Consider the following 12,754-nt stretch of genomic DNA (forward strand, 5'->3'; position numbering starts at 1 on the left):
GCGACGACCAGGAGCCGAGGGAGAACAGCGACGCGCGGATGCCGCTCGTGCCGATCTCGCGCAGGGGGAGGGTCGTGGTCATCGTGGTGTCCTCACCGTCGGGGATCGATGACGGCCTTGACCGGAGGTCAGGGGCCCTCCGGATCCACGACGTCACGGTCGGCCCAGAACGGGGCGACGAGACGGCGGAGCTCGTCGGCGCCGATGCGGTCGACCAGGGCGGCGGCCTCGAGGTTGGCGCGCAGCTGCGCGATGCTCGACGCCCCGAACAGGGTCGTCGTGAGCGCCGGATGCGTGAGTGTGAAGGCGATCCCGAGCTGTGCCGGGGTGACCTCGAGCGATTCCGCGAGGGCGGTGAACGCGGGAACGTCATCGATGATCCGCTGCCGGATGTCGCCCGGATCCCGACCGATCTGGCGGTCGCCGTTCACCTTGCCGGCGAGCACGCCGCCCTCCAGGCAGTCGGAGGCCTGGAGGGTGAGCCCCTGCTCCCAGAGCCGCGCGAACGGTGCCCCGTCGGGGATCGACCGTCGCGAGACGCTGTACTTGAGCTGCGCGATCTGCGGGCCGGGGACGCCCTCGGCGGAGGCGATGTCGATCAGCGTCTGGATCGACGACGCCGACCAGTTGTTCACGCCCCACGCGCGGATCAGGCCGGCGTCGGCGAGTGCCGCGAGGTCGAGCACGAGGTCGCGAAGCTCCAGGTCGTCGCGGCGCAGGTCGCCGAGGATGACGAGATCCGCGTGCTCGGTCCCGACGCGGAACAGGGCGTTCTCGAGCTGGGGGCGGAAGCCGTCGGCGCCGAAGGTCTCGAGCCACAGCTTCGACGACAGCAGCCATTCGTCACGACGCAGCCCGGCCGCGCGCACCATGGCGCTGAAGATCACGTCGGTGAACGCGGGAGGCATCCCGGGACCGGTGTAGACGCCGACGTCGAAGAGGTTCACGCCGCGGTCGACGGCCTCGCGGAGCATGGCGGTCGCGTCGCCGAAGTCCATGCGGTCGTAGGTGTGCCAGGAGCCGAGGGAGAACAGCGACGCGCGGATGCCGCTCGTGCCGATCTCGCGCAGGGGGAGGGTCGTGGTCATCGTGGTGTCCTCACCGTCGGGGATCGATGACGGCCTTGACCTCATCGAGCCGGTGCATGTCGGCGATCTTCGCGGAGGCCTGATCCAGACCGACGGGGGCGCTGAACAGGTCGTCCCACGGGAACCGGTCGGCGAACGCCTGGAAGAAGTCGATCGAGCGCGCGTAGTCGGCGATGTCGCCGTTGAGAGAGCCGACCAGGGTCAGCTCCTTGCCCATCACCGTGCTGATCGGGAACGCATCGCCGGCGGGGCCGGTGGAGCCGACGATCACGACGGTTCCTCGGCGCGCGGCCATCTCGACGGCGTCCGGCCCGACGGCAGGGGAGCCGGCGAAGTCGAACACGTGATCGGCGCCGTGGCCGTCGGTGAGCTCCAGGACCTGCGCGGCGACCGGTCCTTCGCGGAAGTCGACGACGGCGTCCGCGCCGAACCGGGCCGCGAGCTCGAGGCGCGCCGCCGGGGCTCCGACCGTGATCACACGACCGGCGCCGGAGATCTTCGCCACGGCCGTCGCGAAGATCCCGAGAGCGCCCGATCCCTGCACGACGACGGTCGAGCCGGGGCGGATCCGCCCGCCGCGCTCGAAGGCGCGCAGCACCGTCTTCGCCGCGCAGCCGGCCATCGACGCCCAGGTGTCCTTGACCGTCGGCGGCAGCAGCAGCTTGGCGGCGCCGGGCGTGACGTAGGCGTACTCAGAAAGGCCCGCGGTCGCATACGGCGGCACGTCGGACCGCTGCAGGAAGCCGTAGCCGCGACGCGAGCAGTGCACGGGTTCGCGCAGCACGACGCAGCCGTAGCACTCGCCGCACGTCGACTCGGACCAGCCGATCCGGTCGCCGACGCCCAGGGGGCGGCCGAGGGCGTCGACGGTGCCATCGCCGAGGGCGACGATCTCACCGACCATCTCGTGGCCGAGCACCATCGGGAGCATCCCGGGGAAGGTCATCCGGCCCTCCCAGATCTCGATGTCGGTGCCGCACAGGGTGGATACCGCGATGCGGACGAGGGCGGCGCCCGGCGCGATCTCGGCGGGCAGGGGGAGCTCCTGCAGGGTCAACGGCCGGCCGTGCTCTGTCAGCACGGCCGCGCGCGTGGTGGTGGGGAGGGTCATGCGGGTCCTTTCCGGGGCGGAAGCGGGGGAATGCCGTGGCTCAGACGAGCAGCTGCCCGCCGTCGACGGGCACGGAGACGCCCGTGATGTGGCTCGCGGCCGCGCTCGCGAGGAAGACGACGAGCGGTGCGACCTGCGCGACCTCGGCGATCGTGCCGAGCGGGATCCGCGCCTCCCAGGCGGCGCGCGCCTGCGGGTCGGTCGCGAAGCCCGCGGTGAGCGGCGTGAGGATCGGCCCCGGCGCGACGGCGTTCACGCGGATCCGGCGGCCGGCGAGCTCGATCGCCGCGGTGCGGGTCATCGCGTCGACCGCGGCCTTGGTCATCTCGTAGTGGCCCATTCCGGGGGTGGGCTGGCGTCCGCCGATCGAGGAGGTGTTGACGATCGCTCCGCCGTCGGGCAGACGCGGGCCGAACTCGCGGAGCATCAGGAACGTGCCTCGGATGTTCACGGCGACGGCTGCGTCGAACACCTCGAGCGGTACCTGCTGCTGTGTGCCGCCGCCGAGCACGACACCGGCGTTGTTCACGAGCACGTCGACGCTCCCGAGCGCGGCGCCGGCCGCGGCGACGGAGGCGGGATCGGCGATGTCGAGCGCGAGCGCGGTGGCACCGAACTCTGCGGCGACGGCCTCCGCCGCCTCGGCGTTCACATCGCCGATGATCACCTCGTCTCCGGCCTCGCGGAAGGCGGCGGCGATGCCGCGGCCGAGCCCGGAGGCTCCTCCGGTGACGAGAATGCGGCGGGGGGAGACGGTCATCTCACGTCCTCTCTGACGGGGCTCCTCCGTTATATTCTACAAGCATAGAAAAACGCAACCCGGGCTCGCCGGGTTCGCGCACCGAGCCGAAGGAGCCTCATGACCGCGCCCGCGCTGCCCCGCAAGACCCTCGGCGGCCTCGCCGTCCCCCCGCTGGCCCTCGGGTCCTGGAACACCTGGGACCGGATGGATCCCGACGACGCGGTGGCGATGATCCGCCGGGCAGCCGACCTGGATGCAGGATTCTTCGACGTCGCGTACTACAACATGGGGCCGCATGCCGAGAACTCGCGCACCGACATCCTCTTCGGCCAGGCGCTGCGGGAGAGCGGCGTCGGCCGGGACGAGATCGTGCTGTGCGGCAAGCTCTGGCTGTGGGACTGGCCGCGCCAGTCGTTCCGCGCGCAGCTGACCGAGAGCCTGGAGCGCGCGGGCCTCGAGCGCTTCGACACCCTCGTGGTCGGCGACTATGCGACGGAGCCCGACGTGGCGCGCATCGTCGCCGACGTGAACGCGCTCGTCGGCGAGGGCCTCGTGGGCGGCTGGGGCATCAACAACTGGCGGATCGAGCACACGCGGGCGGCTCTGGCCGCGGCCTCCGATGCGGGTCTCGTCGGTCCCTCGTTCGCGCAGCTCAAGTACGGCATCGCGCGCCGTGCGATGGCCGAGGGCGCCTCGTACGGGCCGCTGTTCGCCGACGGCACGCTCGCCCTGCAGGCCTCTGACGTGTTCGAGGGCGGGATCCTCGCCACCGGCCGCACGCCGGGGCGCAAGATCGGCGCCGACGTGGGCGGGATCCGGGCGCGCATCGCTGCGCTGTATCCGGAGGTGGCCCGCATCGCCGCGGGGTTCGGCGTGACGCCGGCGGCGCTCGGCATCGCCTTCTGCCTCACCCACCCGGCCGCGGCGAACGTGCTGTTCGGCGCCTCCCGGATGGAGCAGCTCGAGCAGAATCACGCCGCTCTCGCGCTCGTCGCCGAGCGCGGACCCGAGGTGCGGGAGGCGCTTGCGGGCCTGCAGGCCGACGTCGACGTCCGCGACGACGGCGCGTGGTGAGCGGAATCATGCGTTCACGGTCATGCCGGACGCGCCCGGCGGCAAGCCGGCCGGCCGTCCGGCGGCCACGCCGGGAGCGGGCGGCTTGCGTTCTTTTTCCACACATGTAGACTAACCGCAACGACACATCGAAGTGACGTCGGTAAGGCTCCCCGGAGCGCGGCCGAAGGCTCTTCGAACCTTCTTCACCTCAACCCGCACCGAGAGAAGGAACCATGAAGCGAATTCCCCTCGCGATCGCCGCGGCCGTAGCCGCGGTCCTCGCCCTCACCAGCTGCTCCGGCGGAGGCGCCGCGACGCAGACGAGCGGCGCGGCGGTCGCGAACGCGCCGGAGGACCTCAACATCGGCAACTTCCTGGACGTCACGTCCTGGGATCCGGCCGTGGCCGACATCGGATTCGACGGTCCGTACCTGTCCGCCGTCTACGACGCCCTCATCGCGCTCGACAAGGACGGGAAGCCCGTCCCCGCCCTCGCGGAGAAGTGGGAGGTCGCTTCCGACGACCTCAGTATCACCCTGACCCTGCACAAGGGCGGGAAGTTCAGCGACGGCGCCCCGGTCGACGCCGATGCCGTGGTGAAGAGCCTCGAGTACCTCAAGGCCGGCGCGCGTTCGGGGGAGGCCTACACGAACGTGTCCTCCTTCGAGGCGGTCGACGACCACACGGTGAAGATCAATCTGACCCAGCGCGACGACACGATCCTGTACTTCATGGGGCTCGGCCGCAGCTACGTGATGTCGCCCAAGGCGATCGCCGCCGGCACGCTCGGCAAGGAGCCGGTCGGCTCCGGCCCGTACACGCTGGACAGCAGCACGAGCGTCGCCGGATCCGAGTACCACTTCACCAAGGTCCCCGGCTACTGGGATGCGAAGGCCTACGCCTTCACGAAGGTCGCGATCTTCCCGATCATGGACGCCACCGCGCGTCAGAACGCCATGCTCAGCGGTCAGATCAACGTGCAGTACGGCGACATCGCGAACAAGGACGCCGCCCAGCAGCAGGGCTGGAACACGGTCTCGCGGGTCTCCGGCTGGGCCGGTCTCGTCATCACCGATCACACGGGCGCGAAGAACAAGGCGCTGGGGGATCTCAAGGTCCGTCAGGCGCTCAACGACGCCTTCGACGGCGCGGCGATCCTCAAGGCCGTCGGCAACGGCGCCGGCGTCGCGACGAACCAGGTGTTCCCCGACGGCGGATCCGTCAACGACAAATCGCTCAACGGTCAGTACGCCTACAACGTCGACAAGGCGAAGCAGCTGCTCACCGAGGCCGGCTACCCGAACGGGTTCGAGATCTCGATGCCGATGTCGCCGATCTTCGAGCAGTGGAAGCCGGCGGCCGAGCAGGCGCTGACCGCGATCGGCGTCAAGGTCACCTGGGACAACATGCAGATGCCCGACTACCAGCTGAACGCGCCCAACTACCCGATGTTCATCTCCTTCCTGGCGATGGACGGCAACGAGGTCGCGACGGTGGCACGGCAGGTCACCAGCAAGCAGTGGTTCAACCCGGCCCCCGACTACGCGAGCAACACCGTGCTCGCGCCGCTCGTGAAGAAGGTCCAGGAGACCAAGGGATCCGACCAGACCGCGGCGATCAAGGAGCTGAACAAGGCCCTCGTCGATCAGGCCTGGTGGTCGGTCTGGTACCAGGCGGACAACACCTACTACACGGTGCCCGGGATCAAGATCCAGCCGGTCATCGGCATGATGTTCCCGACGCTGCGCTACATCACCCAGGGCTGACGCCCCGGGGGCCGGGCCCGTCGCAGGGTCCGCCCCCCGCTCCTTCTCACCCCCGAGAGGCCCCCATGCTCCTGTTCACCGCGAAGCGGCTGCTGTCCGGCATCGTGCTGCTCGTGGTCGTCTCCGTCGCGACGTTCTTCCTCGCGCACCTGGCGATCAAGGATCCGACCGCCGCGCTCCTCGGCACCACCGCGAGCCCGGCGCAGCAGGCGGCGCTGGCGACGAAGATCGGCATCGACCGTCCGCTGCTCGTGCAGTTCTGGGACTGGTTCTCGCACCTGCTCACGGGCGACTTCGGCACCTCCTGGCGCAACTTCCAGCCCGTGGGCGCACAGCTCGCGATCAAGATCCCGGTGACGCTCTCCGTGGTGACGTTCGCGACGCTGCTCACCGCGATCCTGGGCATCGCCTTCGGCATGATCACGGGTCTGCGGCCCGGCACCTGGTTCGACCGGATCCTCAAGGGCGTCTCGGTCGTGCTGTTCGCCCTGCCGGGCTTCTGGGTCAGCCTCGTGCTCGTGCTGTGGTTCGCCGTGCAGCTCAAGTGGTTCCCCGCCGTGGGCTACGTGCAGCCGTCGCAGTCGGTCGACGGGTGGATCCGCTCGCTCACGCTGCCCGCCGTCTCGCTGGCTCTCGGCGGCGTGGTCGCGGTCTCCGAGCAGCTGCGCAACGCCGTGATCGCGCAGAGCCGGCAGGACTGGGTGCGCACCCTGCGCAGCCGGGGCCTGTCGGCGACGCGCGTGAACCTGCACATCCTGCGCAACGCCTCGCCGGCGGCGCTCACCGTCATCGCGCTCATGTTCGTCGGGCTGCTCAGCGGCGCGATCGTGGTCGAGCAGATCTTCAGCCTCCCCGGCATCGGCATGCTCACCAACCAGTCCTCGCAGAACGGCGACATCCCCATGCTCCTCGGCATCACGGTGGTGTCGATCGTCTTCGTCGTCCTGATCAATCTCCTGCTCGACCTCGTGCTCGGCTGGATCAACCCGAAGGTGCGCGTCGCATGACCACCACCGACATCCGCGTCGCGTTCGACCGCGCGAAGCAGCGCCGCCGCTCCGGCCTGTTCCGCCGCTTCCTGCGCCATCCCGGCGGGTACGTCCCGCTGGCGGTCTTCGTGCTCATCGTGCTGGTCGGGGTGTTCGCGCCCCTGCTCGCGCCGATGGACCCGAACTTCGTCGATCTCGCCGCCGCCAAGGCCCCGCCCTCGGCCGCGCACCTGCTCGGCGCCGACTCCACGGGCCGCGACATCCTCAGCCGTCTCATCTACGGCACCCGGATCACGATCTGGGGCGCGCTCGTCACGATCGTCACGGCCGTCGTGATCGGCGTGCCGTCCGGTGTCGCCGCGGGCTACTTCCGCGGCGTCTTCGACCGGATCGCCCTGTGGGTGAGCGACGCCCTGCAGTCGATCCCCGGCATGATCATCCTGCTCGTGGTCGCCGCGGGCAGCCGCAACAACTTCGAGCTGCTCATGGTCACGGTCGGCGTCTTCATGGTGCCCGGCTACTTCCGCATCGCCCGCTCGCAGACCCTCGCGGTGCGCGAGGAGCCGTACATCGACGCGGCGCGCGTGTCCGGGCTCTCCGACCTGCGGATCATCTCCCGCCACGTCGTCGCCGCCGTCTATCCGCCCGTCATCATCCAGACCGCGCTCACCGCGGGGATGGCGATGGGCATGCAGGCGGGCCTGCAGTTCCTCGGCATCGGCGACTCGAACGTGCCGAGCTGGGGCGCCATGATGCTCGAGGGCTTCCGGCTCATGCTCACCTACCCGCTGATGCTGCTCTGGCCCTCCGTCGCCCTCGGCCTCACCATCGCCGTGCTGGCGATCATGGGCTCCACGCTCGCCGAGCTCGCGCAGGTGCGCACGCCGCGGCTGCGCCGGCGCGGGCGCTCCGCCGTCACCGCGGACGCGGCGGCCGCCCCGGCGACCGGCGCTGTGCGGCACGCCGCCGAGGCGTCGGCGCTGCGCGTGGAGAACCTGCGCGTGAGCCACGCGACGCCGAACGGGGTGGTCGAGGTGGTGCACGGCGTGACCTTCGACGTGGCCCCGGGCGAGGTCGTCGGGATCGTCGGCGAATCCGGATCCGGCAAGTCGCAGACGATCTTCTCGGTGCTCGACCTGCTGCCCGCCAGCGGCGCGAGCGACGCCGACGCGATCCTCATCGCCGGACGCGAGGTCACCGCGGCGGCGCCGAAGCAGCGCCAGGCGCTCCTCGGCCGCGAGCTCGGGTACGTGCCGCAGGAGCCCATGAGCAACCTCGATCCCTCGTACACGATCGGGCACCAGCTGATCGAGCCGCTGCGGCGCGTGCACGGCATGAGTGCCGCCGACGCGAAGGCGCGCGCACGGGAGGTGCTGCTGCGCGTGGGGCTCGCGGATCCGGAGCGCGTGATGCGCAGCTATCCGCACCAGGTCTCCGGCGGCATGGCGCAGCGCGTGCTCATCGCCGGAGCCATCTCGGGGAAGCCCTCGATCCTGATCGCGGACGAGCCCACCACGGCCCTCGACGTGACCGTGCAGGCCGAGGTGCTCGAGCTGCTGCGCGAACTGCAGCAGGAATACGGCATGGCCCTGCTCATCGTCACCCACAACTTCGGCGTGGTGGCCGACATCTGCGATCGCGTGATCGTGATGCGCGGCGGCGAGATCGTCGAGCAGGGCGACGCGGATCCGCTGTTCGCCCGTCCGCAGCAGCCGTACACCCGAGAGCTCATCGCCGCGTCCCTGGACGATGCGGCAGGGCGCGCAGAACTGGATGCGACCGCCGCCTCCGCGGCCGCGACGACGACGGAGGTGCGCGCATGACCGCGCTGCTCGAGGTGCAGGATCTGGTCGTCGAGTACGGCCGCGGACGCAAGGCCTTCCGCGCCCTGCACGGCGTCTCGATCGACGTCGCGCCGGGCGAGTGCATGGGCCTGGTGGGGGAGTCCGGCTCGGGCAAGTCCACGCTCGGCAAGGCGATCCTGGGTCTCGCTCCCGTGACGTCGGGCAGCATCCGCTTCGACGGCAGGGACATCACGGCGCTCGGCCGGGCGGAGCGCCGCGCGCTCGCCGCCGACGTGCAGGTCGTGTTCCAGGATCCCTACGGCTCGCTCAACCCGGCGATGACGATCGGCGAGATCCTCACCGAGCCTCTGCTGACCAGCGGACTGGGCGGCGCGGAGTCGCAGCGGCGGGTGCGGGAGATGCTCGATCGCGTGCGCCTGCCTGAGGCGGCGATGGACCGCTATCCGAGCGAGTTCTCCGGCGGGCAGCGTCAGCGCGTCGCGATCGCCCGGGCTCTGGTGCGCCGGCCGCGGCTGATCGTGTGCGATGAGCCCGTCAGCGCGCTCGACCTCACCACGCAGGCCACGATCCTGGATCTCTTCATCGAGCTGCAGCGCGACACGGGGGTCTCCTACCTCTTCGTCTCGCACGACCTCGGGGTGGTGCGGCGCGTCTGCCATCGTGTCGCGGTCATGTACCGCGGTGAGATCGTCGAGACGGGGGAGGGCGAGCAGATCACCCGGGCGCCCCGGCATCCGTACGCGGAGCGGCTGCGGCTGGCCTCGCCGGTGGCCGACCCCGTCGTGCAGAGGACGCGCCGTGCCGAATGGCTGGCGCTGCGCGAGGCCGCGGATGCGCCGGTACGGTAGCAGGCAGCGGTCCCGCCGGGCCGCGCCCGGCATCGCGTCGTCGCCCGGCGTCTCGTCGAAAGGAACCCATGCCGAAGATCATCGATCACGACCAGCGCCGTCGGGAGATCGTCGAGGTCGCCAAGGGGATCATCCTCAAGGGCGGGTTCGAGGCGGCGACCATGCGCAGCATCGCCGCGGAGGCGGGGTTCGCGAACGGGGCGCTGAAGCACTACTTCCCGGGCAAGGAGAGCATCGTCGCGGCGACGTTCGAGACCGTGCTGCACGAGCACGACCTGTGGCTGCAGGCGTCGATCTCGGCCGAGCTCGGACCGGAGGAGATGCTGCGACAGGTCCTGATCGGCACGCTCCCCAGCGGACGGGACGAGATCGCCAGCGGACGCGTCCTGCTCGCCCTGTGGGAGTACGCGATGTCGAACGAGTCGCTCGCCGAGCTCTACCAGGTGCACCTGGCGCGCTGGAGATCCATGCTCGTGGAGCGGATGGAAGCGGCCAGGGACGCCGGCGCGATCCGCGACCAGGACTACATCGCGATGGCGAACGAGTTCATCTCGGTCGCCGTGGGGGCGACCGTGATCAACCTCATGTACCCCGACGGCGACCGCATCCCCGACTATCAGGCCTACATCGACCGGTTCCTCGCGCGACTGCGCTGACCGGCTCCGCGGCGGCCTCCACCCCTCACCGAGAGGAGGGCGCCCGATGACCGGTGCACCCGAGACCACCCTGTCCGTCACCCGGAGCGGGGGGACCGGCCGTCCGGTGCTGTTCCTCCACGGCCTCGCCTCCCACGCGGCCCTCGACTGGCCCGCGCAGGACTGGGCGCCCGTGCTCGGCGGCAGGCCGGCCGTGCGCATCGACCTGCCTGCGCACGGCCGCAGCCCGCGGGTCGGCGTGCTCCCCACCCGCGGGGTGGTCGAGCTCATCGCCGATGCCGTCGCGGGGGAGGAGGTCGACGTCGTGGCCTACTCCCTCGGAGCGCGACTCGCCTGGGCGCTCGCCGGGCACCCGGGGACGACCGTGCGCCGCCTGGTGCTGGGCGGGCTCAGCCCGATCGAGCCGTTCACGCTGGTCGATCTGCCGTCTGCGCGCGCCGCGCTCGCCGGCGGCGAGGCGCCAGCGGATCCGATCACGGGCATGATCCTCGGCATGGCGACATCGCCCGGCAACCGGCCGGATGCACTGCTCGACCTCATCGCGGGCCTGGCCTCCGAGCCGTTCGACCCGGCGGTCGGAGTCCCGCAGCAGCCGGTGCTGCTGATCGGCGGCAGCGAGGACCCGATGGCGCAGGGGATCGACGCCCTCGCCGCCGCGGTGCCGCACGCCCGCGTCGTGCGTGTGCCGGGCGATCACGGCGCCGCGCTGCACGCGCCGGAGTTCCGCGTGGCCGTGGCGGAGTTCCTCGCGGAGGACTGAGCCCGGCCCGGTGCCCCGGGGCCGTTGGGCGAGGACGCCGAAGATGCCGGCCCGCTCCGGGCGTTGAGCGAGGACGCCGAAGGCGCCCGAGACGAGACGCGGTTCCCGAACAATCCCTGGACACCCTCGACCTTTAATTCCTACAATCGTAGAAACACGAAAGGCAAGACACATGACCACCACCCCCGACGCCGCGCGGATCCTGGACATTGCCACCGGCTACATGGCCTCGAAGCAGCTCTTCGAAGCGAGCAGGATCGGCCTCTTCGGCGCGATCGCCGACGGCGCCGACACCGTGCCCGCGATCGCGGAGCGCACCGGCGTGAGCGAGCGCATCGCCCGCATCCTCGCCGACGCGATGGCGGGCAAGGGCCTGCTCACCCGCACCGACGGGCGCTACGCGCTCGAGGCGGACGCCGCCGCCTATCTCGCCGGCGGCGCCGCCGAGCTCGACCTCGCGCCCTTCCTCACCTTCCTCGGCGAGATCAGCTACCCGCACTGGCTGCAGTTCGCGCACACGGTGGACACCGCCGAGCCCGGCGAGCTGCAGATGGACGACGCGCGCTGGGGCACCTTCATGGCCGGCGTGATGACGTACAACGCCCTGCACGCGCAGGAGTTCGGCCGCCTCGTCGACCTGTCCGGGGCGACGAACGCGCTCGACTTCGGCGGGCTGTCCGCGGGCTTCGCGGTCGAGGCGATGACGCGCAACCCCGCCCTGCGCACGACGTTCCTCTACGCCCCCGGCTTCGAGGACGGCGTCGCGGAGGCGGTCGAGGCTGCGGGCCTGGCGGACCGGGCGAGCGTGCAGGTCGGCGACACGGCGACGGCGCAGCCGGAGGGGTCCTACGATGCCGTGCTCGCGAACCACGTGATCCACCGCTTCTCCGCCGAAGAGAACGCGCAGATCTTCCGGAACCTGCGTGCGGCGGCGGTGCCGGGGGCGACCCTCACCGTGCTCGACTTCTTCCTCGACGACGACCCCGGCCAGCGCGCCATCGACGCGCTGCACGCGGGGGAGTACCTCGTGATCGACGGCACCGTGGTCTATCCGGAGGCGCAGGTGCGCGGCTGGCTCGAGGATGCGGGTTGGCAGGTGCGCGAGAAGATCGCGCTTCCGGCGAGCCCCCGCGTGCTCGTCGCGACGGCGGTGTGAGACCGCGTCGCCCCGTCCTGCTCCTGTGCGGGCGGGGCGGCGCATCAGGATCCGGACCTGCGGACGGGATCGGATCCAGGGCGGGCGACGAGCGGACACGTCGCCCGCCCCATATGGTCCCTGAGGTTCTCGAAGGGCCCGGCGGGTTTGGTCCCTGAGGTTCTCGAAGGGACGGGGTGCGCGGCGCCGGTCCCTGAGGCTCTCGAAGGTCCCTGAGGTTCTCGAAGGGACCGGGGGTCGCTTCGAGTGCCTCAGCGACCGGGAGGGGCCGGGGTGTCGCTTCGAGTGCCTCAGCGACCGGGCGGCGGTGGCGGGGGTCCCTGAGGCTCTCGAAGGGACAGAGGCGCTGCCCCGAAAAGCCCCTGTGGACAACGCGCCCGACGCTTCCGGGGTTCTGCGAGCATCGCCGCATGGCATGGACGTACATCGTCGAGTGCAGTGACGGCGCCTTCTACACGGGCAGCACGGGGCGCGACCTGGAGGCTCGGATCTGGGAGCACAACCACGACGACGTCATGGGGGCGAACTTCACGCGCAGGCGCCGGCCCGTGCGCCTGGTCTGCGCCGAGTGGTTCGAGACTGTGGATCTGGCGTTCGCGCGGGAGAAGCAGATCCAGGGGTGGTCGAGGGCGAAGAAGATCGCACTGATCGAGGAGCGCGGTGCCGACCTGCCGTGGCTGTCGCTGCGCCGGACTCCGGACGAGCGGTCCCGCCCCGGTCTCTGAGGTCGTCATAGGTCCCTGAGGTTCTCGAAGGGGCGCGGGGGTGGGGTTGGTC

General features: G+C 70.9%; 12 protein-coding genes. 9 read left to right on the forward strand and 3 right to left on the reverse strand.

Annotation, left to right across the window (positions count from 1 at the left end; all coding sequences use genetic code 11):
• Nucleotides 1-128: 128 nt before the first annotated feature.
• The 3 genes from RL72_RS00705 to RL72_RS00715 are packed head-to-tail and all read right to left on the reverse strand — an operon-like array spanning nucleotide 129 to nucleotide 2,959.
• Complete coding sequence (locus RL72_RS00705; protein WP_045248881.1) at nucleotides 129-1,088, reverse strand: aldo/keto reductase; 960 nt, start codon at nucleotides 1,086-1,088, stop codon at nucleotides 129-131.
• A 10-nt stretch (nucleotides 1,089-1,098) separates the two neighbouring features.
• Entirely contained in the window at nucleotides 1,099-2,199 is a 1,101-nt protein-coding gene (locus RL72_RS00710) for a zinc-binding dehydrogenase (RefSeq protein WP_045248882.1), read from the reverse strand.
• Nucleotides 2,200-2,239: 40 nt separating this feature from the next.
• On the reverse strand, nucleotides 2,240-2,959 hold the full coding sequence (locus tag RL72_RS00715; RefSeq protein ID WP_045248883.1) for an SDR family NAD(P)-dependent oxidoreductase: 720 nt from the start codon (nucleotides 2,957-2,959) through the stop codon (nucleotides 2,240-2,242).
• Nucleotides 2,960-3,058: 99 nt separating this feature from the next.
• Here RL72_RS00715 and RL72_RS00720 point away from each other — a divergent pair, with 99 nt between their 5' ends.
• The 9 genes from RL72_RS00720 (at nucleotide 3,059) to RL72_RS00760 (ending at nucleotide 12,702) form a co-directional block, all read left to right on the forward strand.
• Nucleotides 3,059-4,015 (forward strand): aldo/keto reductase, encoded by a 957-nt coding sequence (locus tag RL72_RS00720; RefSeq protein WP_045248884.1) that lies wholly within the window; start codon nucleotides 3,059-3,061, stop codon nucleotides 4,013-4,015.
• A gap of 215 nt (nucleotides 4,016-4,230) precedes the next feature.
• Nucleotides 4,231-5,763 (forward strand): ABC transporter substrate-binding protein, encoded by a 1,533-nt coding sequence (locus RL72_RS00725; protein ID WP_248700320.1) that lies wholly within the window; start codon nucleotides 4,231-4,233, stop codon nucleotides 5,761-5,763.
• A 65-nt stretch (nucleotides 5,764-5,828) separates the two neighbouring features.
• Nucleotides 5,829-6,770 carry an ABC transporter permease gene (locus RL72_RS00730; RefSeq protein ID WP_045248885.1) on the forward strand — a complete coding sequence of 314 codons (942 nt, stop codon included), beginning with the start codon at nucleotides 5,829-5,831 and terminating at the stop codon, nucleotides 6,768-6,770.
• The gene (locus tag RL72_RS00735; protein WP_045248886.1) at nucleotides 6,767-8,575 is read left to right on the forward strand and encodes a dipeptide/oligopeptide/nickel ABC transporter permease/ATP-binding protein; all 1,809 of its coding nucleotides are present in this window, start codon (nucleotides 6,767-6,769) and stop codon (nucleotides 8,573-8,575) included. Before RL72_RS00730 ends, RL72_RS00735 begins: the two co-directional genes overlap by 4 nt.
• Nucleotides 8,572-9,405, forward strand: a complete 834-nt coding sequence (locus RL72_RS00740) for an ATP-binding cassette domain-containing protein (RefSeq protein ID WP_045248887.1) — start codon at nucleotides 8,572-8,574, stop codon at nucleotides 9,403-9,405. Before RL72_RS00735 ends, RL72_RS00740 begins: the two co-directional genes overlap by 4 nt.
• A 68-nt stretch (nucleotides 9,406-9,473) precedes the next feature.
• Nucleotides 9,474-10,061, forward strand: a complete 588-nt coding sequence (locus RL72_RS00745; RefSeq protein ID WP_045248888.1) for a TetR/AcrR family transcriptional regulator — start codon at nucleotides 9,474-9,476, stop codon at nucleotides 10,059-10,061.
• Nucleotides 10,062-10,107: 46 nt separating this feature from the next.
• A complete protein-coding gene (locus RL72_RS00750) occupies nucleotides 10,108-10,821 on the forward strand; it encodes an alpha/beta fold hydrolase (RefSeq protein ID WP_045248889.1) in 714 nt (237 codons plus the stop codon).
• Between the two features lie 172 nt (nucleotides 10,822-10,993).
• Nucleotides 10,994-11,977, forward strand: coding sequence for a methyltransferase family protein (locus RL72_RS00755; protein WP_045248890.1), 984 nt, complete (start codon nucleotides 10,994-10,996; stop codon nucleotides 11,975-11,977).
• A gap of 410 nt (nucleotides 11,978-12,387) precedes the next feature.
• On the forward strand, nucleotides 12,388-12,702 hold the full coding sequence (locus RL72_RS00760; RefSeq protein ID WP_045248891.1) for a GIY-YIG nuclease family protein: 315 nt from the start codon (nucleotides 12,388-12,390) through the stop codon (nucleotides 12,700-12,702).
• The last annotated feature ends 52 nt before the right edge of the window (nucleotides 12,703-12,754 follow it).

This window comes from Microbacterium azadirachtae (assembly GCF_000956545.1).
GTDB lineage: Bacteria > Actinomycetota > Actinomycetes > Actinomycetales > Microbacteriaceae > Microbacterium > Microbacterium azadirachtae.

Coding starts and splice junctions, on each gene's coding strand:
- RL72_RS00760 (WP_045248891.1), top strand. CDS start 12,388: ATGGCATGGACGTACATCGTCGAGTGCAGTGACGGCGCCTTCTACACG.
- RL72_RS00720 (WP_045248884.1), top strand. CDS start 3,059: ATGACCGCGCCCGCGCTGCCCCGCAAGACCCTCGGCGGCCTCGCCGTC.
- RL72_RS00735 (WP_045248886.1), top strand. CDS start 6,767: ATGACCACCACCGACATCCGCGTCGCGTTCGACCGCGCGAAGCAGCGC.
- RL72_RS00730 (WP_045248885.1), top strand. CDS start 5,829: ATGCTCCTGTTCACCGCGAAGCGGCTGCTGTCCGGCATCGTGCTGCTC.
- RL72_RS00750 (WP_045248889.1), top strand. CDS start 10,108: ATGACCGGTGCACCCGAGACCACCCTGTCCGTCACCCGGAGCGGGGGG.
- RL72_RS00740 (WP_045248887.1), top strand. CDS start 8,572: ATGACCGCGCTGCTCGAGGTGCAGGATCTGGTCGTCGAGTACGGCCGC.
- RL72_RS00755 (WP_045248890.1), top strand. CDS start 10,994: ATGACCACCACCCCCGACGCCGCGCGGATCCTGGACATTGCCACCGGC.
- RL72_RS00705 (WP_045248881.1), bottom strand. CDS start 1,088: ATGACCACGACCCTCCCCCTGCGCGAGATCGGCACGAGCGGCATCCGC.
- RL72_RS00745 (WP_045248888.1), top strand. CDS start 9,474: ATGCCGAAGATCATCGATCACGACCAGCGCCGTCGGGAGATCGTCGAG.
- RL72_RS00710 (WP_045248882.1), bottom strand. CDS start 2,199: ATGACCCTCCCCACCACCACGCGCGCGGCCGTGCTGACAGAGCACGGC.
- RL72_RS00715 (WP_045248883.1), bottom strand. CDS start 2,959: ATGACCGTCTCCCCCCGCCGCATTCTCGTCACCGGAGGAGCCTCCGGG.
- RL72_RS00725 (WP_248700320.1), top strand. CDS start 4,231: ATGAAGCGAATTCCCCTCGCGATCGCCGCGGCCGTAGCCGCGGTCCTC.